The sequence below is a fragment of the Thiothrix fructosivorans genome, assembly GCF_017349355.1.
GTDB classification, from domain to species: Bacteria; Pseudomonadota; Gammaproteobacteria; order Thiotrichales; family Thiotrichaceae; genus Thiothrix; species Thiothrix fructosivorans.
Genome location: NZ_JAFMPM010000006.1, coordinates 502,388 through 528,227, shown reverse-complemented (window position 1 = coordinate 528,227; position 25,840 = coordinate 502,388). Strand labels below are relative to the sequence as shown.

The 25,840-nt window shown below is 51.3% G+C and carries 32 protein-coding genes and 1 riboswitch; of the genes, 20 read left to right on the top strand and 12 right to left on the bottom strand.

The window, feature by feature from the left end; all coding sequences use genetic code 11:
• The first annotated feature begins 188 nt into the window (after window positions 1–188).
• Genes hemC through J1836_RS05785 form a run of 4 tightly spaced genes read left to right on the top strand, consistent with a single transcriptional unit; the run spans window position 189 to window position 4,453 of the window.
• On the top strand, window positions 189–1,118 hold the full coding sequence (gene hemC, locus J1836_RS05800; protein ID WP_207250136.1) for a hydroxymethylbilane synthase: 930 nt from the start codon (window positions 189–191) through the stop codon (window positions 1,116–1,118).
• The gene (locus J1836_RS05795) at window positions 1,111–1,875 is read left to right on the top strand and encodes a uroporphyrinogen-III synthase (protein ID WP_207250134.1); all 765 of its coding nucleotides are present in this window, start codon (window positions 1,111–1,113) and stop codon (window positions 1,873–1,875) included. Before hemC ends, J1836_RS05795 begins: the two co-directional genes overlap by 8 nt.
• Before the next feature lie 5 nt (window positions 1,876–1,880).
• Window positions 1,881–3,173, top strand: a complete 1,293-nt coding sequence (locus tag J1836_RS05790; protein ID WP_207250133.1) for a uroporphyrinogen-III C-methyltransferase — start codon at window positions 1,881–1,883, stop codon at window positions 3,171–3,173.
• The gene (locus J1836_RS05785) at window positions 3,170–4,453 is read left to right on the top strand and encodes a heme biosynthesis HemY N-terminal domain-containing protein (protein ID WP_207250132.1); all 1,284 of its coding nucleotides are present in this window, start codon (window positions 3,170–3,172) and stop codon (window positions 4,451–4,453) included. Before J1836_RS05790 ends, J1836_RS05785 begins: the two co-directional genes overlap by 4 nt.
• Here the strand turns inward: J1836_RS05785 and J1836_RS05780 are convergent.
• The 10 genes from J1836_RS05780 to J1836_RS05735 form a co-directional block, all read right to left on the bottom strand.
• The gene (locus J1836_RS05780) at window positions 4,448–5,677 is read right to left on the bottom strand and encodes a malic enzyme-like NAD(P)-binding protein (RefSeq protein ID WP_207250130.1); all 1,230 of its coding nucleotides are present in this window, start codon (window positions 5,675–5,677) and stop codon (window positions 4,448–4,450) included. The two genes, J1836_RS05785 and J1836_RS05780, sit on opposite strands and share 6 nt — an antisense overlap.
• Before the next feature lie 69 nt (window positions 5,678–5,746).
• The gene (locus tag J1836_RS05775; protein WP_207250129.1) at window positions 5,747–6,730 is read right to left on the bottom strand and encodes a M48 family metalloprotease; all 984 of its coding nucleotides are present in this window, start codon (window positions 6,728–6,730) and stop codon (window positions 5,747–5,749) included.
• An 82-nt stretch (window positions 6,731–6,812) separates the two neighbouring features.
• Window positions 6,813–7,064, bottom strand: coding sequence for a type B 50S ribosomal protein L31 (locus J1836_RS05770; RefSeq protein ID WP_207250127.1), 252 nt, complete (start codon window positions 7,062–7,064; stop codon window positions 6,813–6,815).
• A gap of 51 nt (window positions 7,065–7,115) precedes the next feature.
• Window positions 7,116–7,817 carry an SIMPL domain-containing protein gene (locus J1836_RS05765; protein ID WP_242632741.1) on the bottom strand — a complete coding sequence of 234 codons (702 nt, stop codon included), beginning with the start codon at window positions 7,815–7,817 and terminating at the stop codon, window positions 7,116–7,118.
• Window positions 7,818–7,902: 85 nt separating this feature from the next.
• A complete protein-coding gene (gene fabA, locus J1836_RS05760; protein WP_207250125.1) occupies window positions 7,903–8,418 on the bottom strand; it encodes a 3-hydroxyacyl-[acyl-carrier-protein] dehydratase FabA in 516 nt (171 codons plus the stop codon).
• Window positions 8,411–9,325, bottom strand: a complete 915-nt coding sequence (gene ubiA, locus J1836_RS05755) for a 4-hydroxybenzoate octaprenyltransferase (RefSeq protein ID WP_207250124.1) — start codon at window positions 9,323–9,325, stop codon at window positions 8,411–8,413. Before ubiA ends, fabA begins: the two co-directional genes overlap by 8 nt.
• Complete coding sequence (locus tag J1836_RS05750) at window positions 9,322–9,639, bottom strand: (2Fe-2S) ferredoxin domain-containing protein (RefSeq protein WP_207250123.1); 318 nt, start codon at window positions 9,637–9,639, stop codon at window positions 9,322–9,324. The genes ubiA and J1836_RS05750 overlap by 4 nt, the downstream gene beginning before the upstream one ends.
• Before the next feature lie 119 nt (window positions 9,640–9,758).
• Window positions 9,759–9,959 carry a hypothetical protein gene (locus J1836_RS05745; protein WP_207250121.1) on the bottom strand — a complete coding sequence of 67 codons (201 nt, stop codon included), beginning with the start codon at window positions 9,957–9,959 and terminating at the stop codon, window positions 9,759–9,761.
• Between the two features lie 214 nt (window positions 9,960–10,173).
• Window positions 10,174–10,536, bottom strand: a complete 363-nt coding sequence (locus J1836_RS05740; protein ID WP_207250120.1) for a bactofilin family protein — start codon at window positions 10,534–10,536, stop codon at window positions 10,174–10,176.
• Window positions 10,537–10,606: 70 nt separating this feature from the next.
• Window positions 10,607–11,014 carry a hypothetical protein gene (locus tag J1836_RS05735; RefSeq protein WP_207250118.1) on the bottom strand — a complete coding sequence of 136 codons (408 nt, stop codon included), beginning with the start codon at window positions 11,012–11,014 and terminating at the stop codon, window positions 10,607–10,609.
• A gap of 185 nt (window positions 11,015–11,199) precedes the next feature.
• Here J1836_RS05735 and J1836_RS05730 point away from each other — a divergent pair, with 185 nt between their 5' ends.
• From J1836_RS05730 to J1836_RS05685, 10 genes are all read left to right on the top strand, one after another.
• Window positions 11,200–11,916, top strand: coding sequence for a hypothetical protein (locus tag J1836_RS05730; RefSeq protein WP_207250117.1), 717 nt, complete (start codon window positions 11,200–11,202; stop codon window positions 11,914–11,916).
• A 27-nt stretch (window positions 11,917–11,943) separates the two neighbouring features.
• Window positions 11,944–13,317, top strand: a complete 1,374-nt coding sequence (locus J1836_RS05725) for a hypothetical protein (protein WP_207250116.1) — start codon at window positions 11,944–11,946, stop codon at window positions 13,315–13,317.
• Between the two features lie 4 nt (window positions 13,318–13,321).
• Window positions 13,322–13,864, top strand: a complete 543-nt coding sequence (locus J1836_RS05720) for a GTP-binding protein (protein WP_207250115.1) — start codon at window positions 13,322–13,324, stop codon at window positions 13,862–13,864.
• Window positions 13,864–14,511, top strand: coding sequence for a hypothetical protein (locus tag J1836_RS05715; RefSeq protein WP_207250114.1), 648 nt, complete (start codon window positions 13,864–13,866; stop codon window positions 14,509–14,511). The genes J1836_RS05720 and J1836_RS05715 overlap by 1 nt, the downstream gene beginning before the upstream one ends.
• Before the next feature lie 33 nt (window positions 14,512–14,544).
• The gene (locus tag J1836_RS05710) at window positions 14,545–14,907 is read left to right on the top strand and encodes a roadblock/LC7 domain-containing protein (protein ID WP_207250113.1); all 363 of its coding nucleotides are present in this window, start codon (window positions 14,545–14,547) and stop codon (window positions 14,905–14,907) included.
• Window positions 14,908–15,019: 112 nt separating this feature from the next.
• On the top strand, window positions 15,020–15,508 hold the full coding sequence (locus tag J1836_RS05705; RefSeq protein ID WP_207250112.1) for a PAS domain-containing protein: 489 nt from the start codon (window positions 15,020–15,022) through the stop codon (window positions 15,506–15,508).
• Between the two features lie 4 nt (window positions 15,509–15,512).
• Window positions 15,513–16,259 carry a phosphate/phosphite/phosphonate ABC transporter substrate-binding protein gene (locus J1836_RS05700; RefSeq protein WP_207250111.1) on the top strand — a complete coding sequence of 249 codons (747 nt, stop codon included), beginning with the start codon at window positions 15,513–15,515 and terminating at the stop codon, window positions 16,257–16,259.
• A 2-nt stretch (window positions 16,260–16,261) separates the two neighbouring features.
• Entirely contained in the window at window positions 16,262–17,290 is a 1,029-nt protein-coding gene (locus J1836_RS05695) for a FimV/HubP family polar landmark protein (protein WP_207250110.1), read from the top strand.
• A 162-nt stretch (window positions 17,291–17,452) separates the two neighbouring features.
• On the top strand, window positions 17,453–18,193 hold the full coding sequence (locus J1836_RS05690) for an OmpA family protein (RefSeq protein ID WP_207250109.1): 741 nt from the start codon (window positions 17,453–17,455) through the stop codon (window positions 18,191–18,193).
• 3 nt (window positions 18,194–18,196) lie between these two features.
• Window positions 18,197–18,874 (top strand): helix-hairpin-helix domain-containing protein, encoded by a 678-nt coding sequence (locus J1836_RS05685; RefSeq protein WP_207250108.1) that lies wholly within the window; start codon window positions 18,197–18,199, stop codon window positions 18,872–18,874.
• A gap of 11 nt (window positions 18,875–18,885) precedes the next feature.
• Here the strand turns inward: J1836_RS05685 and J1836_RS05680 are convergent, their stop codons facing one another.
• Complete coding sequence (locus J1836_RS05680) at window positions 18,886–19,380, bottom strand: hypothetical protein (protein ID WP_207250107.1); 495 nt, start codon at window positions 19,378–19,380, stop codon at window positions 18,886–18,888.
• Window positions 19,381–19,533: 153 nt separating this feature from the next.
• On the opposite strand from J1836_RS05680, the gene J1836_RS05675 reads away from it, so the two are divergent.
• A complete protein-coding gene (locus J1836_RS05675; RefSeq protein ID WP_242632740.1) occupies window positions 19,534–20,478 on the top strand; it encodes an RNA-guided endonuclease InsQ/TnpB family protein in 945 nt (314 codons plus the stop codon).
• Between the two features lies 1 nt (window position 20,479).
• Here J1836_RS05675 and J1836_RS05670 read toward each other — a convergent pair whose 3' ends face one another.
• Complete coding sequence (locus J1836_RS05670; protein WP_207250106.1) at window positions 20,480–21,292, bottom strand: TatD family hydrolase; 813 nt, start codon at window positions 21,290–21,292, stop codon at window positions 20,480–20,482.
• A 174-nt stretch (window positions 21,293–21,466) separates the two neighbouring features.
• Here J1836_RS05670 and J1836_RS05665 point away from each other — a divergent pair, with 174 nt between their 5' ends.
• The 5 genes from J1836_RS05665 to J1836_RS05645 all read left to right on the top strand — a co-directional run bounded on the left by J1836_RS05665 (window position 21,467) and on the right by J1836_RS05645 (window position 25,812).
• Window positions 21,467–22,291 (top strand): metallophosphoesterase, encoded by an 825-nt coding sequence (locus J1836_RS05665; protein ID WP_207250105.1) that lies wholly within the window; start codon window positions 21,467–21,469, stop codon window positions 22,289–22,291.
• A 19-nt stretch (window positions 22,292–22,310) separates the two neighbouring features.
• Window positions 22,311–22,451, top strand: a riboswitch (cobalamin riboswitch).
• A 56-nt stretch (window positions 22,452–22,507) separates the two neighbouring features.
• Entirely contained in the window at window positions 22,508–24,340 is a 1,833-nt protein-coding gene (btuB, locus tag J1836_RS05660) for a TonB-dependent vitamin B12 receptor (protein WP_207250104.1), read from the top strand.
• A 17-nt stretch (window positions 24,341–24,357) separates the two neighbouring features.
• Complete coding sequence (locus tag J1836_RS05655) at window positions 24,358–24,918, top strand: hypothetical protein (RefSeq protein WP_207250103.1); 561 nt, start codon at window positions 24,358–24,360, stop codon at window positions 24,916–24,918.
• Window positions 24,918–25,142, top strand: a complete 225-nt coding sequence (locus tag J1836_RS05650) for a nucleotide-binding protein (protein ID WP_207250102.1) — start codon at window positions 24,918–24,920, stop codon at window positions 25,140–25,142. Before J1836_RS05655 ends, J1836_RS05650 begins: the two co-directional genes overlap by 1 nt.
• Window positions 25,143–25,368: 226 nt before the next feature.
• Window positions 25,369–25,812 (top strand): hypothetical protein, encoded by a 444-nt coding sequence (locus J1836_RS05645; protein WP_207250101.1) that lies wholly within the window; start codon window positions 25,369–25,371, stop codon window positions 25,810–25,812.
• The last annotated feature ends 28 nt before the right edge of the window (window positions 25,813–25,840 follow it).

Genomic DNA, 25,840 nt, shown 5'->3' with positions numbered 1-25,840 from the left:
GGAAGAGATAAGGATAACTTCCATGTTATTTTTACATTCCGTTGGTCGTAACCTTAATGTAGCCTGAATCAGAAAAAATACAAGGGTTATGTGCAAAGTTTCTTCGTAAATATTTGCCAAGGATGGAAGTTGCCCCGCGTTTGCCGTAAAGTGCCAAGGTATTATTGACGCAAACACCCACAGGAATCATGGTCGAGATTATCCGTATCGCAACGCGCACCAGTCCCCTCGCTATGTGGCAAGCTGAACATGTCGCTCGCCGTTTGCAGGAACTTCACCCCGGTCTTCACATCGAAATGGTCGGTATGGTCACGCGTGGTGACAAAATCCTCGACAGCCCGCTCTCCAAAATCGGTGGCAAAGGCTTATTCGTCAAGGAACTCGAAGTCGGGATGCTGGAAGGCAGTGCCGACATCGCCGTGCATTCCATGAAAGACGTACCGATGGAATTCCCTGAAGGTTTGCACTTGCCAATTATTCTGGAGCGCGAAGACCCGCGTGATGCGTTTGTTTCTAACCGTTACCCAACGCTCGACGCACTGCCGATTGGCGCGATTGTAGGCACATCCAGCTTGCGCCGCCAAACCCAGATTCGGGCGCGTTACCCGCATTTACAGATCAAGGATTTGCGCGGCAACGTCAATACGCGTTTGGCGAAGTTGGATAACGGCGAGTACGATGCGATTATTCTCGCTGCTGCTGGTTTGATTCGCCTCGAATTCCAGTCACGCATTACCACTTACCTATCGACTGAACAAAGTTTGCCCGCGATTGGGCAAGGTGCAGTCGGCATTGAATGCCGTCGCAACGATCCGCGTGTGGAAAACTTGCTCGCGCCCTTGCGCCATGCCGAAACCACGGTGCGAGTACGTGCGGAACGCGCCATGAATAACCGTCTCAACGGCGGTTGTCAGATTCCGGTGGCAGGCTTTGCGGAACTGGAAGACGGTGCTTTGCGCTTGCGGGGCTTGATTGGTTTCCCCGATGGTTCAGCGGTGTACACCTGTGAACAGCGCGGCTGTGTGGTTGACCCAGAAGCCCTTGGCGTGGCGGTGGCGGAAGACTTGTTGGCACAGGGGGGCGATAAAGTGCTTGCTTCCTTGGGTATTCATGCCTAAATCCTTGCAGGGTTTGACGGTGTTGGTGACGCGTCCTGCGCATCAAGCCAGTCGTTTCCAGCAATTGTTAGCGGCTGAAGGGGCGCACGCCGTTTTGTTTCCGGTGGTGGAAATATGCCCACCGGATGACTTAGCCGCACTGACAGCCCAACTTGTGGACATTGCCACTTATGATACCGCGTTGTTTATCAGCGCCAATGCGGTCGACTATGGTTTGAAAGCACTGGCAACGCCCCAGATATTGCATCACCTGACACTCGGTGCGATTGGGAAAAAGACCGCGCAAGCTTTGCAGCAGCACGGCTTTACGGCGCAATGGGTGCCGACGGCAGGGTTTACCAGTGAAGATTGGTTAGCATTGCCGCAAACGCAGCAGTTGGCAGGCAGACGTATCCTGATTTTTCGCGGGGCGGGTGGACGGGAACTATTAGCCGATACCTTGCGCCAACGTGGTGCGACGGTGACGCAGGTCGACGTTTATCAGCGAGTTTGCCCGAAAATAGCGGTCAGCCAACTGAAACAACACCATGAACAGCAGCAGCTTGATATAATCGCGGTCACGAGCAGCGAGGGGATTCTGAACTTAGTGGCAATGCTGGATAATCCCGCGTGGATAAAAACGCTTTCCCTCTTGGTTGGTAGCCCGCGTATGCGGGAAACGGCACGGCAAGCCGGATTCGACGGAACGCTCATCATGGCAGACAATCCCAGTGATGAGGCTATGTTGCAAGCGCTCATACAGTGGGCACAGGAATGACAATAATGATTGATAAAGCAGCGACACACGAAGCTGATCATACGACGTTTGATACCACGGTTGATGCAGTCGACACGCACAGCCCCGATGCGGGTAAAGCAGAAAATTCACGGTCTGGGGGGGCGCGTTTTGCTCTTTTTATTGCTCTGTTAGCCTTATCGTTTACCGCCATCGGTATCGCCGCAGGCTACAAGCATTGGCAGCGTATGAATGACCGCGCCCGCACGAATGCGGCTGAAATCGAAACGTTGCGTCAACAATTGCAAGCCGTGCCTGCCAATGATGCGCTGGATAGCTTACGCAAAGAAGTTGCCGCGAAAACAGCACAATCGCAGACCGCCAATGACCAAGTGATTCAGGAAATGGCGCGGATTCAAAATCAAACCCGCCAGTTTGCGGATACGGTCGCTTCACAAGTGGAGCAGGTGACGTTTTTGCAAGCCAAAATGCAGCAGAGTGCTGCCCCCGCGAGTGCGAGTGAATGGCAGATTGCGGAAGTCGATTTCCTGTTGAAATTAGCGATTCGCCAAGTGCATTTAGCGCAGGATACGCGCACCGCCATTACGGCATTGAAAGAAGCGGATGCGTTATTAGCCAAAGCAGGCTCGGTGAATTACTTGCCAGTACGCCAGCAAGTGGCGCGGGATATTTCCACCTTAGAAGCGGTGGCTGTACCGGATATTTCGGCGATTTCGCAGCAAATCACGGGGCTAATGTTAGGTTTAAAGCCCCTACCCGCCTTGAATACTTCCCCTGTTGCGGATAAGGCTGAGGCTTCCGCCCCCCCTGTAGAAGGTGATGATACCGACGCTTCCATCTGGGCAGGCTATAAGCGTAAGGCGTTGGATGCACTGGATCAGGCAATTGTGATTCGTCAGCATGATCAACCCATTCAGATGCAAATGGATGCGGATGCACGCTTGAATGTGTTCCAATTGCTGCATTTGCGCTTAGAAACGTTACGCTTATTGGTGCTTCAGCGCGATAACACGAGCTACCGTGCGCAGTTGGATGTAGTGCGTGAAACCTTGCGTACCTACTACCCCGCCGAGCAAGCCAAGCCCTTGCTGAGTGAATTGGATGCGTTGGGTAAACACGATTTACAGCCTGCGATTCCTGATATTTCGGCGAGCCTCAAGCAGTTGGAAAGTGCGCGTCACGCCGAAGCGGTGCAGGGACAAGCCGCGCCGGAGGTTGCGCCCGTGACCACGGATGCTCCCGTCGATGTCCCCACCAATGCAAAAGCGGAAGCAAAACCCACCGATAAGGCCAAAAAAGAGGGAGGCAAACGCGAATGATCTTTTACCTGATCGTGTTGCTGATCGTCATTGCGGCAGTGTTTTGGCTGGGGCAGTTGGTCTTATCGAATCCGGGGCTGACCATGATTACGTGGGGTGTCTGGAGTCTGGAGATGAAAACGGCAACACTTGCCGCGCTCGTCTTGCTGGCATGTGTAGGCTTTTATGTGTTTGTGGCGTTATTGCGCCACGGTTTTGGGTTGCGCCGTAGTTTTAACCGTTTTCGCGCCGCCCGTTTAGGCAGCAGAGCCAATCGTGCTTTGACGCAAGGCTTGATCCAGTTAACGGAAGGGCATTGGGATAAGGCGGAAAAGCTGTTGGTCGATCACGCCCCTTACAGCGATACCCCGTTGCTGAATTACTTGGCGGCAGCACGTGCGGCACACATGCGTGAAGCCTATGATCGCCGTGATGAATTGCTCAAGCAAGCCATTGAAAGCGATAGCAAAGCCAATGTCGCTGTCGGTGTTTCCCAAGCTGAAATGCAGTTTGGTAGTGGGCAACTGGAACAAGCCTACGCCACCTTGGCACGCTTGCGTGAACTCTCGCCTAAACACCCGTATGTGTTGAAATTGCTGGCAAAAGTTTTGTATCGCCAAGAAAACTGGGAAGCCTTGCTGGGTTTGCTGCCCGATTTAGCTAAGCAAAACTTGCTCAAAAACGCTGAAATGAACGCGGTACAAGGCGCAACGCTGCAAGCCATGTTCCAGCAGTATGCGAAGGATGGGCAGACCGATAAATTGCAGTCGATGTGGAAGAAGTTACCGACGCCTATCCGTGAAAATCACGCGGCAATTGTCTTGTTTGCGCAAGCCTTACATACGGCGGGTGATGATTTAGCGTGCAATAGCTTGATCAGTGGCATTCTGAGCAAGCGTTGGGATGATGGCTTGGCGGATTTGTTCGGGCGCACTCAGCATCACAGCTTGGGGAATACGATTCAGCAAGCGGAAAAATGGCAGTTAGGGCAGGCAGGTAACAACCCCGCGTTATTGCTGTTGCTGGCGCGTCTTTACAACCAGCAAAAATTGTGGGGGATGGCGAAAAGCTATTACGAATCCAGCCTCAATCAAGCGCCAAATGCGGAAGGCTATTTGGAATTGGCCGAATTGCTGGAAACCATGAAAGAGCCGGAAAATGCGCAGCGCTGCTATCGTTTAGGTTTGCGCTATTGCATCCGCACGGAAGGTGAGAAATTGAGCCTGATTCCGACGCAACGCCCGCAGAGTAGTCATGCTCCGCAGGCGCAGCCGTTGTTAACGCCTTACAATGGCTTATAACGGTAACGGCAAGCGAGCAACGCCGGAGTCGATGGCGGCTTGGGCAACTGCCTTCGGCACGCGCTCACGTAAGCGGGCGTCGAAGGGTTTAGGAATGATGGAGGCTTTGCCGAAGCTCAGTGATTCCAGCCCGTAAGCATCCAGCACGTCTTGTGGCACGGGTTCACGCGCCAATTTAGCCAAGGTGTAAACCGCTGCTTTCAACATCTCGATATTGATGCAGCGGGCGCGGACATCCAACGCGCCACGGAACAGGAACGGGAAGCACAACACATTGTTGATTTGGTTGGGGTAATCGCTGCGCCCAGTAGCAATGATCAAATCGCTGCGTGCTGCTAATGCCACGGACGGGTTGATTTCTGGGTCAGGGTTCGACAGCGCAAACACCACCGGGTTGGCTGCCATGCTATTGAGCATATCGACGCTCATAATGTTCGGCCCTGACAGACCAATGAACACATCCGCGTCACGGCACGCATCCGCCAAGGTGTGTTTGTCGGTATCGACCGCGTATTCACGTTTGAACGCATTCAGGTCGGTACGTCCAGTGTGCAACACGCCTTTGCTATCGACCATCAGCAGCTTTTGCTTATCAGCACCCAATGCGCCCAGCAAGTTCATGGAGGCAATGCCTGCCGCGCCTGCGCCCACGCACACAATGTTCACGTCACCGATTTTTTTGCCTTGGATTTCCAACGCATTCATCAAGCCCGCTGCAATAATCACCGCTGTGCCGTGTTGGTCGTCGTGAAAGACCGGAATGTCGAGCATGGCTTGTAAGCGTTTTTCGATCTCAAAACAACGTGGCGCGGAAATGTCTTCCAGATTGATCCCGCCGAAAGTACCCGCGATATTCTTCACCACAGTGATGAATTCTTCCACGTCTTGGGTGGCAACTTCGATGTCGAATACGTCGATGTCAGCAAAGCGCTTGAACAGCAAGCCCTTACCTTCCATGACCGGCTTACCTGCGAGTGCGCCGACATTGCCTAAACCCAAGACTGCCGAACCGTCGGAAATGACGGCGACCAGATTGCCTTTGCCGGTATACAGGTACGCGGCTTCGGGGTCTTTGTGGATTTCACGCACGGGTTCGGCAACGCCCGGTGAATAAGCCAGTGCCAAATCGCGTTGTGTGGCGGTGGGCTTGGTAATGTGAGTGGCAATTTTGCCGGGACGTGGTTCTGCGTGATATTTCAGCGCATCTTCTTTTAACGTTGACATGGCTATGGCTCCTCCGCCGTATAGTTGTTCGATTAAACAGGTGCTGGGCTAACTGGGTGCAGTATCATCTTATTGTATGGTTTTGAGCAATTGACCGGGGCGCGGTTCGCCCGTCGGGAACATGCCGTTCAGCACTCGTAAGTGCATGGCGGCGTTGTTACTCAGGCGGCTGGAGCGTGCCAAGGTGTCGAAAGTATCGCCCGCGTTGGCGGTGATCAGGCGCACTTGCACCGTTTGCCCGTTACCGAGGGGTAAACGTATGCCGTCGGTTTGGCGTAAATAGCTGTCGTGTCCGGCATCGCGTGTGCCACTACCATAACGCCGTGCTTGCCCGATGAGCTGTTGCAAGCGTTGATCATTGTTCGGGTGGGTCGAGAACAGATCACGGTAGGGGTCAGAGGTATTGCCTTTGAATTGATCATAGGCTTGCAAAGTAGCAATCACATTTGCCATGTTCGCGGGGTCGTAACCGGCACGGGCGAGGTATTCCGCACCTAAACCGTCTGCGTCAAGTTCTTGGTTACGGCTGTAATTGCTTAAACCGAGTTCGCCGAGGGTATTAATCAACTCTTTGTTACCCAACTTTTCACCAGCAACCGAAGCAAGAATGCCACCAACTGCGCTCCATGAGGCTTGGCTGACATTGTGACGGGCAGAAACGTGACCGATTTCATGCCCTAACACACCCGCAAGTTCGGCTTCGGAATTCAAATACGCCATTAAGCCCGTGGTGATGTAGATATAACCACCCGGCAAGGCAAACGCATTCACAGCGGGATCATCCAGCACCGTGAAGGTAAAGCGCAAGTTGTTGCGATGGCTTTGCGCCGCCATGAGTTGCCCAATGCGGCTGACATAGGCTTGCACAGCGGCATCTTGATAGGGGGGATTTTTGGCAAGGATGTCACGGTGGGCTTGTTGCCCAGCTTGCACTTCTTCGGCTTCGGACATCAGTGCCAGTTGATTTTCACCGGATACGGGGTTAGCAGAACAGCCTGCCAGCAGGGCGGTGCCGCTGAGGAGGAGGCTGGTAAGAACAGGGATTAGCCGCATTATATTTCTCCGTCAAAAACAAAAAAGGCGCTCTTGCGAGCGCCTTTTAATAATGCATCATTCTGGAACAGTCTGCTAGGGCTTACTTGCCAGTACGCGCATAACGGTTCTTGAACTTTTCCACGCGGCCTGCGGTTGTGCTAACCGCTTGTTTGCCGGTGTAGAACGGGTGAGATTGGCTAGAAATTTCCACTTTGACCAGTGGATATTCTTTACCATCTTCCCAAGCAATATTTTCACGGGTGTTGACCGTGGAGCGGGTCAGGAACGCGAAGCCGCTAGTCAGGTCTTGAAAGACGACTTCTCTGTAGTTTGGATGAATGCCGGGCTTCATGTTGAAATCCTCAAGTTATTCGGGTATAGCGAAAAGCGCAACATAGTAGCGTTAATTAATGGAAAGTTCAATCTCGGCTTGTACATTCACTTGCAAGTTTTGTTTACCGCCTTCCAACGCTGGTGGTGCAGGCGCGGCGGCGGGAGCTGCATCTGCCATAGCACGCATCATGATCGGGGGTTGGAAGTAATCATTGGCGGCTTGTACATCTAACCTAACGACGCGGTATTCATGCCGACCCATTCCCGTTTTCATTTGCTCGGCGCGTTCTTTGAAAGTTTTCAGGGCTTGGTCGATGAGGGCTTTTTCGGTGCTGGCTTGCACTTCTGGGGAAACGCTGTAGCTGATGCCTTCGATGCGTAATTTTTCTTGCAACTGCCCTAATAAACCACTCAGGGCTTTGCTGTCTTGGCTTTTAAGCTGGATGCTTTGGCGTACTTGCCAGCCGGATACTTTACCATTTTCACCGTAAATGGGATTAGTGGTGTAATCCAGTGTGCGGCTTGTGACGGTATTGGCTTGCTTGGCAATGTCGAGTGCCCATGTGGTGGTTTGGTTGACAGTATTCGCCAGCGCTGCCGTGTCCTGCCCTTGCTGTTCTGCATACAACACGGCTGTCAGCATATCATTGGGTACTTCTTGGGCGGCTTTGACAGAAAAGGCAATGCGCTCATAGGTGGGCGCTTGTTCAGCATGAGCAACACTCAATACGGATAAACCGAGTAGTAATGCCGCAAGGTAAGCTTTCATCATGATTCTCCTGTAGGGGATGGATGGAATTGTCCTGCCCGATTGGACACTGTTCGGGCAGGAAGTTCAGCACAGGAGCGGCTGGTTCTTAGAAATTATCGGTGGAGGTAAACAAGCCGACGCGCAAATCTTTGGCGGTGTAAATTTCGCGCCCATCCACTTCCATGCTTGCGTCGCCAATGCCCATCACCAGTTTGCGCGTAATCACGCGGGATAGCTCGACTTTGTAAGTGACTTTCTTGGCTTTGGGTAAGACTTGTCCGAAGAATTTGACTTCGCCCACGCCAAGTGCTCGTCCATGACCGGGGTTGCCGAGCCACGCAAGGTAGAAGCCGATGATTTGCCACATCGCATCCAAACCCAAACAGCCGGGCATTACCGGGTCGCCGGGGAAATGGCAATCAAAGAACCACAAGTCGGGGGTAATATCCAGTTCGGCGAGAATATGACCTTTACCGTGCTTGCCGCCGTCTGCACTGATTTCGACGACACGATCCATCATCAGCATATTCGGCGTGGGCAATTGTGCATTGCCGGGGCCAAACATCTCGCCACGACCACATTGCAGGAGTTCTTCACGGGTAAAACTGGATTGTCTAGACATAGTGCAAGCTCAAGAGTGTCATAAAAGCGCCAATTGTAACGGAATCTGCTTTAGAAGCATAATCGACTGCAATCCCAAGAAACACCGCCATGCCCAACCAATGGTTGTTGAGGAAGGCGTGCAAACTGGGCATGGGTTCACGGTGGCGAATCAGCCATTGCTGGTAAATCGAGAAGCCCACGGCAACCAGCAAACCCAACCAGTAGCTCATGCCTAAGCCGCTGAGAATGCCGACCCCCGCGAGCAAGAGCAGCGTGCAGAGTTGCAGGATGCCAATGATCAAACGGTCGTGTTGCCCAAACAAAATCGCGCTGGATTTAACACCGATTTTCACATCATCGTCACGGTCACACATGGCATACATGGTGTCGTAGGCGGTTGTCCATAATACCGCTGCTAGAAACAGTAACCACGCTACCAACGGCGGCATTACGCCCGTTACTGCCGTGAACGCCATCGGAATCGCCCATGCAAACGCTGCGCCTAAATGCACTTGCGGCAAATGGTGGAAACGTTTCATGAAGGGATAGGTTGCCGCCAGCACGACGGCGACGATTGACAGAGCAATGGTCAAGCTATTCAGCAGCAGTGCTAACAACAAGGCACTGATACTTAAGGCAGCAAAGACACCTAAGGCTTCTTGCGGGGTAATCAAACCTGCGGCAAGGGGGCGGGTTTTGGTGCGAGCAACGTGTGGGTCAACGTTACGATCCGCGTAATCGTTGATGGCACAGCCCGCCGAGCGCATCAGTACCACACCCGCGATGAAAACCAGCAAAATAGTAAAATCAGGCACACCTTCAGCCGCAATCCACAATGCCCACAGCGTAGGCCAGAGTAGTAGGTAAATACCGATAGGGCGATCAAGGCGTACTAGGTGCGCGTAATGATGCAGTTTTTCCCTCATTGCGGGTCAAGCATTAAGCGTTCCACGGGAATGCCGTTTTGCAAGTGACTGGTGATGATTTCGTCAATGTCTTCTTTATCGACGTAGGTGTACCAGATAGCTTCGGGGTAAACGACGATGACTGGGCCTTCGGCGCAACGGTTGAGGCATCCGGCAGAATTGATACGGGATTGCCCGTCTTTGTGTAAACCAAGTTCTTTGGTACGTTGTTTGGCATAGTCACGCATGGCTTGCGCGTCGAACGTGGCGCAACAGGCGTCCCCGTTTTCACGTTGATTGGTACAGAAAAAGACGTGGTGTTGGTAGTAACTCATGGGTAATGACTTGCCTAAAGAAGATTAGGGTAATTATGCCAGAGGAAAGGATACCCACAAAATAAAACAGGGCGGAAAAATCCGCCCTGTTTCGTATTCATCAGCCTAACGGCTAGTGATCACTTTGGTGCAGCAGGTGCAGCAGCGTCAGCGGCAGGTGCAGCAGGCGCAGCTTGAGCAGGCGCAGCTTGTTCAGCAGCAGGTGCGGCGGCAGCAGCAGGAGCAGCATCAGTCTTAGGTGCTTCAGCAGCTTTTTCGCCACAAGCAGTCAGAGCGAAAGCAGCCAGCAGCGCAGCGATCAGCAGACGATATTGAGTCATTGTTTTATCTCCACAAAAGTTGACTTTGAAAAAAATAGTTAAGTGTCGGCAGTGTTGTGCACCTACCTTTCACTCGATGATCTTCATTATTCCTTGAAAACCACCTGTCTATATGAGCGATCCTTGCTTCCCTGTGATGGGGATTCCTACACCGCTAATGCTAGCACTGTTTTGGAATTTATGTATAAGTTTTTAATGAAATGTTAATGTTCGCTTATTGGGTATTAGAAATACTGTTTAAGCTGGCCAGTACGCCGTTGATCTCCGCCCCTTCATCCATCTGTATTTCGGCGTAGTGAATGTTGCCCATTACCTGTGCCGTGGACTTTAAGGAAATACGGCGTGACGCAAACACATCACCGCAGATTCTGCCTGAAACGATCACCAACGGTGCACGGATTTCGCCGATCACTTCACTATCCGCTTGAATATATAAGGCTGCGCGGGAGTCAGTTGGGGCACTAATATTGCCATTAACTTTTCCATGCACATATAAATTATTTTGGAAGGCCACGTTGCCAACAATTTCCAGGTCTTTTTCAAGCAACGAGGCTGAAGAGGTATTTCTGGTTGTCATGGTTTTATCTTATTTATGGGTTCTGAAAATCAAGGTAATCGGGCGATAGTAGCAGGTGTTATCTGAAACATCATGTATTATTGCTGTGCGGTATCTGGTCGCGCAGTTGTTCGAGTTCATTTTCAAGGACGGCAATGGTGTCATCCCGCATTTGCAAGTCGTCCATCAAAGCTTGCACACGAATTTCATACATCTCTAGGCGTTCTAGCATGTCACTATCCTGCTGAGTGCCGTTGTCTATGCGGGTTTGCAGTTTTTCGGCGCGTTCTTCCGTTTCTTTTAAATCACGGCGCAGCGTAGCATTGTCGCGATGACATTGCTCTAAGCGAAACCGCGCATCAAACGGGTTTTCCGAGGTATCAGTGGTTAATATGGGGCGCAATTGAGTGATTTTATTGCGCACCCACCAACCCACCGCTAACCCAATAAGGGCTGCAATGGTTAAAAGGAAAGCAATTTGTACAGTTAAATAAAACATCGACTCCCTCTCGCCTTAAGTTCTGGCGACTCTATTGTAGCAGTATCACGCCAATAGAGAACTTCACCTTTCATCAGAAAAATATTTTTCCCGAACGTTTGTAGACTATGATTAAAAAGTCTTCTAGTATCCCGATAGAATATACTATAAACAACCGTTGAGTGTTTTTGTGTGACCCTGAAATTATGCTAGGAAAATTATTGCGTAGCGGGAATGCACAGCCCCCGCCGGAATTGCCATTAGCGTTTAGCCTCGCGTCTGAGCGGCAACTCCGTGTTCAGCATTATGCCGACGCGTTAGCAATATGGCGATTTCTTTCGCACCATGTTCGGCGCTATCCACAGGATTTGCGTGCACACACCCAGCGTGTTCTTTTAGCACAGCAAGAAGTGTTACGTAGCCGTCTGGCAGGTACTCTTCAAGATGTGTTTTTAGCGTTAGGCGATGCCGGGCATCTCTTACGTGAACGCTTGTTCAATCTCGTCAAAGACGATTTGAGTCGTGCGGATGAGCTGTTTTTTGAGCAGTGGTTGCAAACGCAAACGGCGGTTGATGCTCATCAGCAGTGGCATGAGGGTTCAGTGTTGTCGACAGGGCAAGACGTAACCTCCCTCAAATTATTATCCGTCGAGCGTAGCCAAACAGCGGCTGCATACTCTACAGTCATGGAGGAAGTGTTTGCTTGTCTGGAATACGGACAAGTGGATACCGCACAAACGCTATTGGAAGACGAGGTGATTGCGGGTCGTTCAGATGATGCGATGGATCAGGAGCTAGTGAACATTTATCAGTACACGCGCAGCAAGGATGGGCTGGCAATTATGATCAAAAAAATACAAGAAACAGGACGCGAGGTTTCGGCTTTATGGCTGGAAAAGCAGCAGGAATCCGAACAATGGTAAAAGAATAACGATAGGCAGGCTGGATTTATGCTGAAACATTCCAAATCAGGCCCGCTAAAAGTGGCACTTCTGGCGATTAGCCCGCACAACAGAGCAATTCTTGAATTTTTCTTTTCAGGTGCGGGTCGAAATCTGTTCAGAGTGGTTGCCGAAGCGGAGGCTGATGCTTTTATTCTCGATTTTGATCACCCCGATGCGAAAGACGATTGGCAAAAACGTGAGGCTTTGCATAAGCCCGGCGTGGTGCTATCCGTGCATCAGGCCGAGTTACCCAACTGCATTTGGATTCCCAAACCGTTAACCTCACGGGCGCTAACCGATGCGGTTGATCGCGTTTATGAGTTAATGGCAAGTCGCGAAGTGACCCACGCGCCTGCCGTGCAGCGTCCGGTGATTAGTCCGACGGTGGTGGAACTTGAGCCGCCTTTAGTGAAACATGCGGAAGCACATTTTCGTGATTTGGCACAGCCTTTCGGCGTTCCTGCCCGCACAGAGCGTAGTGCCAAGACGTTACGCTCCCTAGTGATCAGCTTGCCGGATGAGGATGAGGTGGATGAGGCGGTAGTGCCGCATAAAGCGTCACCAGAGCCAGTGGTGCCTACTGAGGTCTTTGATCCCGCCGAAGCCGATATTCCCTTGGAAGAGATTGATCGCCCTGTCGCGTCAGTCGTGTCGCAAGAAGAGGCTGAACGCCGTTGGAAAGCTTTATGTGGTGAGCAGGATGATGTGCAAACGGTCGCCGAGGTGGCGTTGTTTACCCCCGAAAATTATTTGTTAGCCAGCGTATTGGAAGCGGGACGGATGGCACGGGATACGCAACAGACCGTATATCTCACACTGGCGCCGCAAGAATTTGTGCTGCTTATGCCTAAACAAGGGTTGGCTTATTCTACGATAGACACCCTGTCAGAAGAATTCCGCGCCTTGTGCAATAATCCCGTACAAACAGGGCAGTTTGCGCTACATATACCCAGTGCAACTGAACTTGAGCAATTGGAAAAGCAAGCCGAAGGCGATGCTGATGCGTTGCTCGATTTAGAAGCGTTTGTGTGGGTAAGTAGTTTGTTGACTGCGCGAGGACGTTTGGGACGTGGTGTCGATATAGCGCAAAAGGTTTCCCTGAAATACTGGCCTAACCTGACGCGTTTAGAGTCGTTCCCCCATGCTATGCGCATTGCCGCTCTGTGGAATCAGCGCCCTGCCAGTGCATTAGACATTGCCAAGGCATTGGATATTCCGCAGCGATATGTGTTCGCATTCCACACGGCAGCCAATGCACTTAACCTGTTTGAAATGGATCAGAACAAACTCAAGAGTCGTGAAAAAGAGATGCCAAAGCAAGAAAACCGTGGCTTCTTCTCGCGCTTGTTGAAGCGTTTGTTGGGAGGGGGGACGAAATAGCCTTATGAGTATGATCAACCGTAAAATCATCTTTACCGGCCCCGTGGGTGCAGGCAAAACCACCGCGATTGCTGCTATCAGTGATATAAAACCGATTGCCACCGATGAATACGCCTCGGATATGACCAAGAGTCGTAAGCCGCAAACCACGGTAGCGATGGACTATGGTCTGATTCGCCTGAGCGATAATGAACGGGTACACTTGTACGGTACACCCGGTCAGGAACGCTTCGATTTTATGTGGGACATCCTCACGAAAGGCGGCATTGGTCTGATTCTCTTACTGGACAATACCCGTAAAGACCCGTTTCAAGACATTCGTTTTTATACGAATGCGTTTCGTGACTTTATCGAAAAGCAGCAGATGGTCGTGGGTGTGACACGCATGGATCTGCAACGTAGACCGGGTTTACCGGAATACCGCCAGTATTTGGAATCGTTGTCACTGCAAGCCCCCGTGTTTGAGGTCGATGCCCGCAGTCACAAGGATATTACGATGTTACTTCAGGCACTGCTGTTCTCGCTTGATCCGGGGGTAATCAACTGATGAGTGAATACATTCTCACGGAAAATTTGCACTTAGGCATGACCCCAGCGGGTACGTATTATGCCGTGCAAGACCATACGGAAGAGCCGGGACGATTGTTTTTACACCGTTTGCTTCAGGAAGCCGTGACTCCATTGTTTACGGTGGAGGTGGCGTGCGAACTCAGCGGTTACAAGAAAAAGCGTGCGCTAGAGTTTGTGCACTGGATGCAGGAAGCCGGTCTGATTCTCGGTCAAGAGCACAGCGAAGCTGCGCCTACGGAAACACTGGAACGCTTGTTGCCGAAATTATTGCGTACCCTCTCCGATGAAGGTAAAGCTATCTTGGCGGAAAGCCGAGGGTTATACCTTGGTAGTGCAGGGTTTACCCACGAGGCTGCCGAAGAACTGGCGGCACTCAGTGCTAACCTGACGGCGGTGTACGCACGTCACAAAGAATTACTGCACGGTAATTTGGGTTATCGTCAACGTGCTTGGGGTTTGGTGGATGCGAGTGGCAACAGTGAAGTGGGTTTTTGGCCGTTATACATCGGGCAAAATCGCTTTACCTTGATCATTGGTGGGATTCCACAATTCAACCAGCCTGATTTCAAACGCTTGGTATGGGCGTTGGAAATGCGTTACGGTAATACCGAAATACCAGTTTAACATCAATATTTATAACCAAGGAGAGAAAACGACATGCGCTCTGAAATGCTGAACTCCATCCTGAGTGACCTGAATGGTTCTTCTGCGGACATCGAAGCTTCTGCTGTCTTGTCCACAGATGGCTTAATGATGGCTTCTATGTTGCCTAGCGGGATGGACGAAGACCGCGTGGGTGCAATGAGTGCCGCGATGTTGTCATTAGGGGATCGTACCGCTGAAGAACTGGCGCGTGGTGCGCTCGAACAAGTGCTGATTAAAGGCGCTCGCGGTTACATTTTGATGACACACGCGGGTAATGAAGCCGTAGTGACAGTGCTTGCTAAACCGAATGCCCGTTTGGGTCTGATCTTTTTGGATGTCAAACGCGCGGCTGAAAACATCGGCAAAATTATCTAAGCATTGATTCCGATAACAGAAGAATAAAAAGTTGCTCAGTTAATGCAGTCTGGTGTGTGCGGTGTATGGGTGTGCCGCACGGGGTTGCAGGGGGTCAACACGGAGACAGGCGATGGAAGATATGACGACTCAGGATGTGCAAGGTGCTTATACCGAGCATGTGCTGCATTACCATGATGGTACTTCGCGGCGTGTATTGGTGAGTGATGAGGAGGTCCCGTTTCCTGAAGGGAAATTGATCGTTTCTCGAACGAACCTGCAAGGCATTATTACGGAATGTAATCAGGCATTTGTCGAAATGTCCGGTTACACAGAAGCCGAATTGCTGGGACAGCCGCATTATATTTTGAGACATCCTGATATGCCCAAAGCGGCGTTTAAGGATGCTTGGGATACGGTGCTACAAGGACGTAAATGGCATGGTTATGTTAAAAATTTACGCAAAGACGGACGCTACTATTGGGTCTATGCCACCATTATTTTGAATATGCGCAATGGTGATGCGGTCAGTTGTACCTCCGTGCGTCGTAAACCGTCCCGCACTCAAGTGGAAGCGTGCATGGCACTGTATGCGCAATTAAAACAAGCAGAAGAGGCGTAAAGTTATGCGTTATGTGATGACGATCAGCCCTGACTTTCCGCCTGCACAGATTGCAGGTTGGTATATTTTTAATACATGGTTACAGCGCCAGTTGGGCGTGCAGATCCATGTGGAGTTATACCCCAATTTTGCGAGCCAGCGTCTGGCGATTCAAAACGATAGTATCGACCTGATTTACGCCAATCCCTTCGATGCCGCCATGTTGGTGCGCGAAAAAGGGTTTAAGGCGATTGCGACACCGCTGCATAAATCCGATGAAGCCGTGATTGCGGTTGCCATTGATTCGCCCGTACATCATATCGAAGATTTGCAACCTGGTACGCGTATCGCTACTACGGATGACCCCGATGTCAATCTGATCTCCATGATTATGTTAGAGCCAGCCGACTTGTCCGCGCAGAATGTACTGACGCAAACGGTGGATTCGTATGTGTTGGTTGCTAAGCAGTTATTGCAAGGCAAGGCGGATGTGGGTTTTTTCTTGCGGGATGCGTTTGAAACCTTGTCTGGCATGATTCAGCGCCAGTTACGCGAGGTGATCCGCAGTGAAATACACGTCATTCGGCATGTGTTATTGGCTAGCCCGCGAATGCTGGCGATGCAAGCGGATTTACAGCGTCTTTTGCCGGAGATGGGTAACGATGTTAAAGGCAGTAGTGTGTTGCAGAGCCTCGGCTTAGTGGGTTGGGAAGTGCAGGAACAGGAAGACACGGAATTTATGATTGACTTGATGGATACACTGGTTAGCTAACCATGAAAAAATTGATGCTATTCAACCAAGCGACGCTTGCTGTCTTGCTGAGTGCTGGCTTAGCCAGTGTCGCGTGGGCTGAGGAAAAATCGGTAGAGGTTAAGCCGGGCAATGTTCTGGGTAAGATTATTGCAGAGCATTACCCCGATTACCCGAACCGTCAGGCGATTATGCAGGAAGTCCTCACGCGTAATCCTGAAGCTTTCAGCAATAAAAACGTGAATAGCTTGATTGTTGGCAAAACCATCAAACTGCCTGATGCGAAAGATATTCCCAACCTACAACCACCTGCCCCTAAGCCAGTTGCGGGTGCTGACCCTGCTCTGCAAACCAAAATAACCGCACTAGAAACCGAAGTGACCGAGTTGAAAGATACGGTGGCTTTGCTGGAAGATGAAAACGCCGGTTTGCAGGAAACCCTCAAAGGGTATGTGGAAGCGCCTACTCCCGATACAGGCGCTATTGAGGCGTTGCAAAAACAAGTAGATACCAGCAAACAAGCACTGGATGACAGTGAAAAAGCGCAACGGGCGTTAGAAGAACAACTCGCGACGGCTAAGCGCGATAACGAAACCCTACAGAATGATTTACAGCAAATTCGTGCAGCGGCTACCTTGGCTGAGAACAATGCCGCCAGTACAGGGAATATGCCGTGGATATTGTTGGGCTTGCTTGCTTTATTAGCTTTGCCACTGATCTGGTTATTGCGGCGTAAACGTGAGTTTGCCCCGCTGGTTGCTACGCAGACGGCTGCGCCTGTTACACCCGTGGCGGTTGACGAGGATTTGTCTAGCTTTATGCCGGATTTGCCGCCTGCACCTGCTGTCAGCAGTGAAGCGGGTGTGGTGATGCCTGTGATGCCAGCGCTCGCGGATGAAAACCCAGATGCTGCACTTAAGCTGGATATTGCACGCGCATATTTGGATTTACGCGATTCAGAAGCGGCGGCGGATATTTTGCAAGATGTGTTGGCAGAAGGCGGTGAGCAACAGCGTCAGGAAGCCCGTGAAATTCTTTCCTTCATTACGTGATACCTTCCGCTAATCATTAGAAATGAACAGGTTATCCTGCTAATCTGCTCATTATTCCCCTCTATCCAGCTAGCACTGGCTGACAAGCGTCAAACTTTCTAATCTTAATGCTCAACCATTGGTCTATATTCTATGGCTTGAGCAATGATTTTGGAGTGTTGAATGGCTTTTCCTGCTTTCGCTGTGAGCAAACAGCAAGTCCTTCCGTTCGTCGCGTTAGTGGTGCTGGTGACAGTCACCGTTTTGACGTCGTTGAGCCTGCTGATACAACAACCTACGATTGAAACCGATTTGTTACAGCGAACCCGTCAAGCCTTGGCTGAGGCGGGTTTGCCTACTCATCTTATCCAGTTTGATGGACGTGATGGCGTACTGACTGGCACAGTTGCCGAAGCCGATGCTGCACGCTTACCCGTGATTGTCAGTAACGTTTATGGCGTTCGCCAAGTGGAAAATCATTTGATGCCAGTGAGCACGGCAACCGCACACCAGATTCTCGCGGAAACCTTATCCCCGAATGCTTCGGTAGGTCTACATACCCCTGCTAAAAAATACCCTATTGAGCAAGTCGATCTTGGGGTCATCCAGTTTGAGTATGCCCGCGCTGAGTTGAATGAGCCGAGTATGACGGTATTGGCGCAAGTACTGGCTGAGTTACGTCAACACCCTAGTATGGTCATTGAGGTGTCTGCGCATACTGAACACGCTGGCACGGCGTTGGGGAATATGTCAGTGAGTCAGGCGCGTGCAGATGTCGTGCATGATTACCTGCTCTCGCAAGGCATTGAAGCCAAACAAGTGGTGGCGAAAGGCTATGGTTCTACCCGTCCCATCGTGGATCATGCCAACGCTGATAGCGCGAGCAAAAATCGACGTATCGAGATAACAGTCTTGCAGGAGTAGTGTATGGGGTATCTCGCCATTCAGGTGTCATCGTTGTTAGTGCTGGCTGCTGCGCTGGGGAGTTTGGTCGGTTGGTGGGGTGCTCGTTTGGTGTATCGTCAGGCGACCGCACAGTGTCGCATTGAACTCAGTAGCTTACGGCGCAATTACGAAGATCGTGCGCTGGACAATGTTAATTTGCGCAATAAATTGCAGCAATTGGAAAAGGTTTTGCACAAAGTCACCACGCCTCCGTCAGAGGCTGATTACGGTCAATTTTTACAACTGCGCAAAGCACTGGAAAAAACCCGATTACAATACCAAGGTCTGTTGGATCAATGCCATCAGCAGCAAAATACAGTGCAGCACTTGCAAGCAGAGTTGCACACTAGTCAGCAGGTATTAGCAGCGTTACAGACAGCGCCACAAGCGCCATTGGCTGGGTTGTGTGAGTCTAGCTCGCGTGAACTGCTGGATTTACGCTCGGCTAAACGTGATGATTTGACGCGGATTCAGGGGATTAACCAGCGTTTAGCCAGCAAATTACAGGCGCTAGGCATTGTGACGTATCGCCAAGTTGCTGAATTTACCTCGGATGATGTGAGTCATATCCAACAGATTATTGGTACAGAGCTTGCTGCGCCGCCAGAAGGCTGGGCACAGAGTGCCCGTGCTTTGTTTCAGCAGGCGCAACCTGTTTAGCATACGATACGTTAAAACTTGGCAGGTTTGACGTAAGTGCGCAAGATCAAAAAGCCTACTTGCCGTTCCGCATCATAAACCAACCCCATTTCACGCTCTTCCACTTTTCCAATGAAACACGTTTCACGCTGCAATTGAGCCGGTTGCCACCACGCTATCGGGGGTGTTTGCGCCATGAACGTATTTTGCAAGATGTCTGGCGTTAACGCTTGCTGCTTGAGTTGGTTCTGAACGATGAAATGTTCCACCGGCGTGCGTTCCAGCATAAACGTAAACCACGAGGTATTGCCTTGCGTGGAAACTTGTTTGATCGCTTGTACACCCGACAGGCTGTTCAGTGGCGTACCAAACCAATCGGCGAGGGCTTGTGTGGCTTCTTTGGGGTCAGCCGCTCGTAAGGTTGTTTTCGATGCGGGGAAAATATACTCAGCAATGTAGGGGGTCACGACTAGGCTGACACCCGCAAGGATGACCAGTGCCATCAGCAGGGGGAAAAAGTATTTCATCCATCTTGCGCGAGATACCCCGTCCTTTAGGTCGGGGAGGGATAGCGCGTCGGCGGTAGCCGACCCTCTTCTCGCTCCTCTTTCGTTAAGCTATCTTGGTTAAACACGCATAACTCACCGCATCAACTATACTGAGAGCCATGCAAACGAAACGTGCCTACAAGTTCAGGTTTTATCCCGACGCAACAATGCTTACGAAATCAGCAAACCGCGTTCAAAAACTTCTTTGAAGGTCGGGCGAAATATCCTGTCTTTAAATCCAAAAAGCACCGCCAATCAGCCGAATTCACTTACCGCGCGTTCACCTTTAAGAACGGTGAATTGAAGCTGGCGAAGTGTGCTCAGCCATTGGCGATTAAATGGAGTCAGTCGCTTCCGTCTGACCCGACCACCATCACCGTTTCCAAAGATCATGCAGGGCGCTACTTCGTGTCTTGCCTGTGTGAATTCGACTCCACGTTGTTGCCCGTTACCGATAAAAAGGTGGGCATCGACGTGGGCATCAAGGATTTGTTCGTCACTTCTGACGGTTTTAAATCCGGCAATCCCCGCCATACCGCAGAATACGCGGCTAAACTTGCGAAATACCAACGTCGTCTTGCCAAGAAGAAACTCGGCAGCAAGAACCGGCTGAAAGCCAAACGCAAGGTTGCCCGTATTCACGCGAAAATCGCCGATTGCCGTTCGGACAACTTGCACAAGCTGTCCCGCAAACTGATTAACGAGAACCAAGTGGTTTGCGCTGAAAATCTCGCCGTGAAAAACATGATTAAAAACCCCACATTAGCCAAACACATTGCCGATGCAAGCTGGGGTGAATTTACCCGCCAGCTTGCGTACAAAGCCAACTGGGCGGGCAGAACGTATGTCGAAATCGGCAGATTTTTCCCCTCCAGTAAGCGGTGCAGTGGTTGTGGATGTGTAGTTGATCGTTTGCTATTGGCAGTACGTGTCTGGGAATGCCCTGAATGCAAGGTAATCCACGACCGTGACGTAAACGCTGCTCGCAATATTTTAGCCGCCGGACGGGCGGTGTTAGCCTTTGGAGAGAATGTCAGTGGCGCGTGCATTTCGGTGTATTCGTCCGGTTCTCGATGAATTAGGAATCCCCTTCCTTCAGGGAGGGGAGGAAGTCAATTTGCAGTTTGAATAAGTGTATCGCATTGGCGGTGGTGACTTCAGCAATCTGTTCCAGACTTTCGCCACGTAGCTCGGCTAATGTTTGGGCAATGACTGGCAAGCGGGTGGAATCATTGCGTTTGCCGCGCCATGCGCTGTCAGGTTGATCGGGCGCGTCGGTTTCCAATAGCAGTGTTTCTAGGGGGACATGGCTGAGTACGGTACGTAAGCGTTGTGCACGAGGATAGGTACACGTTCCCCCCACGCCCAAATAAAACCCCAGATTGATCAGTTGTTCCGCTTGCTGCTGACTGCCTGCAAAGCTATGAATCACGCCTGTTACCCCAGTATTTTTTCCAGAAAAACGCCGAATGTGTTTGAGAACACAGTCAAGCGAGCGTCTGGCATGGATAATCAGCGGCAGCTCGAATTCGCGGGCAAGTTTTAGGTGCGCGATAAATAACGCTTCTTGCTGTTGGATGTCCAATTGCGGGAGAAAGAAATCTAGCCCGCATTCACCCACAGCAACAGGGCGTTCCTGTGCCAGCCAGTGGGGTAATGCGGCAAGATCTTGGGGAGTATGTTCTGCTAAACAAACGGGATGCAAGCCATAAGTTGCATGAAAATGTGGTGATGTGACGCAAATATCACGCAATCGCGGCCAGTGCTTCGCGCTGGTTGCTGGGAAAATAAGCCCAGCTACGCCTGCTTGCTGAATTTTGTCTGCTAATGATGACCGTTCGTCGTCAAAGTCGGGTTCATCAAAGTGGCAGTGTGTGTCGATTAGTTTCATTTGCAGTAAGATGCTATTGTCAGTGTAATGAATGGGATGCTGTGCATGGTAAATGAGAATCCCGAGAATATTGTTACCTGAAAAAGGAACTAGCCAAGGCGACTAAAATACCTATAAGATAAGGTTATATGGTCAGTTATGCTAAAAACAGGCTCTGTGAGGGGGCTATGAACTATGAAAAAAACACCTGACGCAGTGCGTCTATTTCAGGTAACGGATAGTCACTGCTACGCCAGCGATGATAGTCGCTTAACGTGGACAGATATGCCCATTTATCCCAACCTTTCCTTAATGGCGATGTTGGCACATTTGGGTGCACGTAGCGATGGCTATCAGGCACTAATGCTCACGGGCGACTTGGCGCAGGAAGAAACTCCTGAAACCTATCAGCGGGTGAATGCTCTGTTGAATCAATTTCCGTTGCCTGTCTACGCGATTCCGGGTAATCACGACATTCCCCAGATGATGCATGAAAACCTGAACGGTAACGTGCAGCTAGCGGATCACGTTGTGCTAGGTAACTGGCATTTGTTGTTACTGGATACGCATTCCGACGGTAAGCCCGATGGGCGTTTGACCGATGCACAATTCGAGCGTTTTGAAAGCAAGCTTGCGAGTATTCCAGATGACCATTTTGCTGCCGTTTTTATGCACCATCATCCCGTGCCGATTGATAGTGAGTGGATGGATGTGATGGGCTTGCAGCAAAAAAATTATTTTTGGCAATTGGTAGAGCACTTCCCACAAGTCAAAGTGGTGTTCAACGGGCATATTCATCAGGAATTCAACGGGCAACATGCATACGCGACAGGGCGCAGCGTGGCAGTTCATGGTACACCCGCAACCTGTGTGCAGATGAAGCCCGTGCGCAAAAACATCGAATTCGACCATACCTTACCCGCGTGGCGCGATATTGCGCTGTTAACCGATGGCAGTGTGGAAACCACTGTGCATTATTTGTCTTTTATTGTGCATGATCATGCCATAGACTCTATTTGACAGTTATTCGCGAATCCCGTACCGTGCTGCGCTGTTCAGGTGCGCCTGTTTCGACAGGCGTTAAACGGGAAGTTGGTGCAAGACCAACGCTGCCCTCGCAACGGTAAGCAGGTTTAATCCACCTGATAAGTCCGATACCGGCCTAACAAGGCACGACCTTACCCCGGTCGTTTGGTCAACGTGCGCGATGGGCGCACCGTTACGGACATACCTCCTATGAAATCATTCCCGTTTGCCGTCGTGTGTGGCACTGTTGCTATTTGCCTCGGATCCCCCCTTGTATTGGCGGAAGACGCTACTACCCTCGATGACATCGTGGTGACTGCTGACCGCAAAGCACGCAGTGTCGATACCACCCTTGCCCCCGTCAGTATTATTACCCGCCAAGACATCGAGCAGTATCAGGCGACGAGTTTGCCGGATGTATTACGCCGTTTACCCGGCATTACCCTTAGTAACAGCGGTGGTGCGGGCAAAACCACGTCGGTATTCATGCGTGGCACGAATTCCAGCCACGTTTTGGTGCTGGTTGATGGTGTCAAAGTCGGTTCTGCCACCACGGGCAGCATCGCGTTTGAAGACTTACCGCTGGATCAGGTGGAACGCATTGAAGTGGTGCGTGGCCCGCGTTCCAGCTTGTACGGTTCGGAAGCGATAGGTGGCGTGATTCAGATTTTCACCCGCAAAGGCGGTAACGGTTTCCAGCCGGAAGTCAGCGTGAGTGTCGGTAGCCACAATACCCAAAAAGCCAACGTCAATCTGGCGGGTGGCACTGAGGCAACGTGGTATAACCTCAATGCGGGTACGGAACAGACTGACGGTTTTAATGCCACTGCCAATAACCAAGAGCCGGATGCGGATGGTTATGCCCGTGACAGCGTTGCGTTGAGGGCGGGACATCGCTTTGCCAATGGCACGGAGGCGGAAATCAGCGCCGTGCACGCTGCTGGCGATAGCCAGTTTGATAGCAGTTTCAACAATGAAACCCATTTCACCCAAAGTGTGGTGAGCGGGAAAGTGACGCACGCACTGAGTGATAAGGTATTGCTCAAGGCGCAACTTGGGCAGGCGCGTGATGAATCTGACAATTACCTCAATGGGCAGCCGCTGACCGCATTCCGCACCTACAATACGCGGCGGAACAGTGCTGCGGTGCAGGCGGATGTGGGCGTGGGGGAAAACGGTTCTGCTACTGTTGGACTGGATTGGCAGAATGACCAAGTGACCAGCGATAGTGTTTACGACCGGACTTCCCGCGATAATACTGGAGTGTTTGCCAATTACCAGACCGATTTTGGCAAAAACCGTGTGGATATAGCTGCCCGCCACGACGACAACGAACAGTTTGGTGGGCACAACACGGGCGCTGTTGCCATCGGACGTGACCTTGCCAACGGAATGCGCGTAACAGGGTCGTATGGCACGGCGTTCAAAGCCCCGAATTTCAATGATTTGTACTACCCGTTCAGCGGCGATCCTACGCTTACGCCAGAAACCGCGCAAAATGCCGAACTCGGTATCTCCGGCAAGTTAGCGGGGGGCAAGGCGCAATGGTCAGCCAACGTTTTCAGCAATGAAATCAACAACCTGATTAGCTACCCGCCACCGGATTACCAAGTCAGTCAAACCGACAAGGCACGGATTCAAGGGCTGGAACTCAGTGCCACGACGCAATTGGCGGGGTGGGAAGTGAACGGCAATGCCACTTTGCAACAGCCAGAAAACCGCAGCGGTGTGGATGCTGGCAAGCAGTTGATTTACCGTCCCGAACAGCACGCTAACGTCGATATTGACCGTGAGCTGGGTAAATTCCGCGTTGGTGCAACCGTGCGTGGCGAGAGCCAGCGTTACACCGATAGCGCCAATACCGAGAGCAAAAAGCTAGCGGGTTATGGCACGTTGGATGTACGTGCTGATTACCGTGTGTCGAAAGACTGGACAGTGGGTGCAAAACTCGGCAACGTACTGGGCAAGGATTACCAAACCAACAACGGCTATAATCAAGACGGTGTTAATGGTTTGGTGACGGTTAAATACGCACCGAAATAATGTTACAGGAGATGTTTATGTTTACCCTTTCAACGAAAAACCAATGGTTGGTCGGCGGCATTTTGCTGGCGGTCATGCTGATTACCCGCGCTCATGTGAGCGACCATTTGCTGGATGCATCGTGGGCGGTGTTCTTGTTGGCAGGTTTTTATCTGCGCAATGTGTTGGCGTTTGGTGTGTTCATGGCGATGGCAGTAGCCATTGACTATGTGGCAGTTTCGCAATTAGGTGTCAGTAATTTCTGTGTGTCGTCAGCCTATGTGGCATTAGTTCCAGCTTATGGTGCGTTGTTTGCAGCGGGGCGTTGGTTGGCTGGGCAATATCAGGGTGAAACGCTGGTGGCTTTGGGCAAGTTGATGGTAGCAGTCGTGGCGGGCTTTGCGGTGGCGGAAGTGATTTCCAGCGGGAGTTTTTATGTGCTGTCGGGAACATCTACCGAGATTAGCGTGGCAGGATTCATGGCATCTTTGCTGAAATACGCGCCGCACGGTTTGTATATAATGAGTCTGTATCTGAGCGTGGCAACGTTGCTGCACATTGCAGTACGTCAGGTAACGCGGTCTGATGTAGCCGTCTGATGCCAACTTTGAGGGTGCAGGGATGCACTTCGGATGCTGGCAAAAGCACGTTAGTGGTGGGGCTGTGCCGTGTCTTCAAACGGCGCGGCTTAGCTGTTGTGCCATTTAAGCCGCAAAATATGGCGTTGAATAGCGCCGTCACTCCCGATGGCGGCGAAATTGGGCGGTCGCAAGCCTTGCAAGCGCAGGCAGCGGTTCAAAAGGCTCGCCGAAGTAAGGTTTAAATCCGGCAACCCGAAGCGTAATGCCCAAAGTTGCCGGAACAATCGCACGAAAATCCCCTGCTGGGTGAGCCGTTCGTATGCTTGTAATGCCTCTGTTTCTGTCAGTAGAACGTAGGTGAACAATGCAGTGCTGACGTTTCCTTTACCTTGTTTTGGGGAGAGGCATCATACCTGTCGGGGGCGTATATTGGAGGCGGGAAAGTTATTAACCATTGGGAGAATTCTCATGAAAATCTTAGCTACGTGGTGCTTACCGCTGATCTTGCTGGGCTGTGTGACACCACCCGCCCCAGCGCCGACCATTCAATCGGTCGCGTTTGTCTCCACCACGGGGGCAGTTGCGCCGTCTTATTGGCATGATTGGACGTTGACTGTGAATAATACGCTGCAAACCAAATACGTTACCAAAAGCATACACGGCGGTACGCTGCTGGAAACCAAAATGGGTACGATTACACAGGCGCAATTCGATGGCTTGGTGAGGGCGTTGCACGATGCTGATTTTACGCGGGTAAAATCCACGGAGTTGAATCTGCCGCCGATTGCTGGCAATGAAACGCTGACGGTGCAGACCGATAAAGGCGTGTTTGAATTTAAAGGACCCAGTACGGCAGTATTCCCGCCTGCGATTGGGGCAGTGTTTGGGATGCGGGCGCAGTATATGCCGTGAGTTTCAAGTAAGCGATTACCGTAAGGAT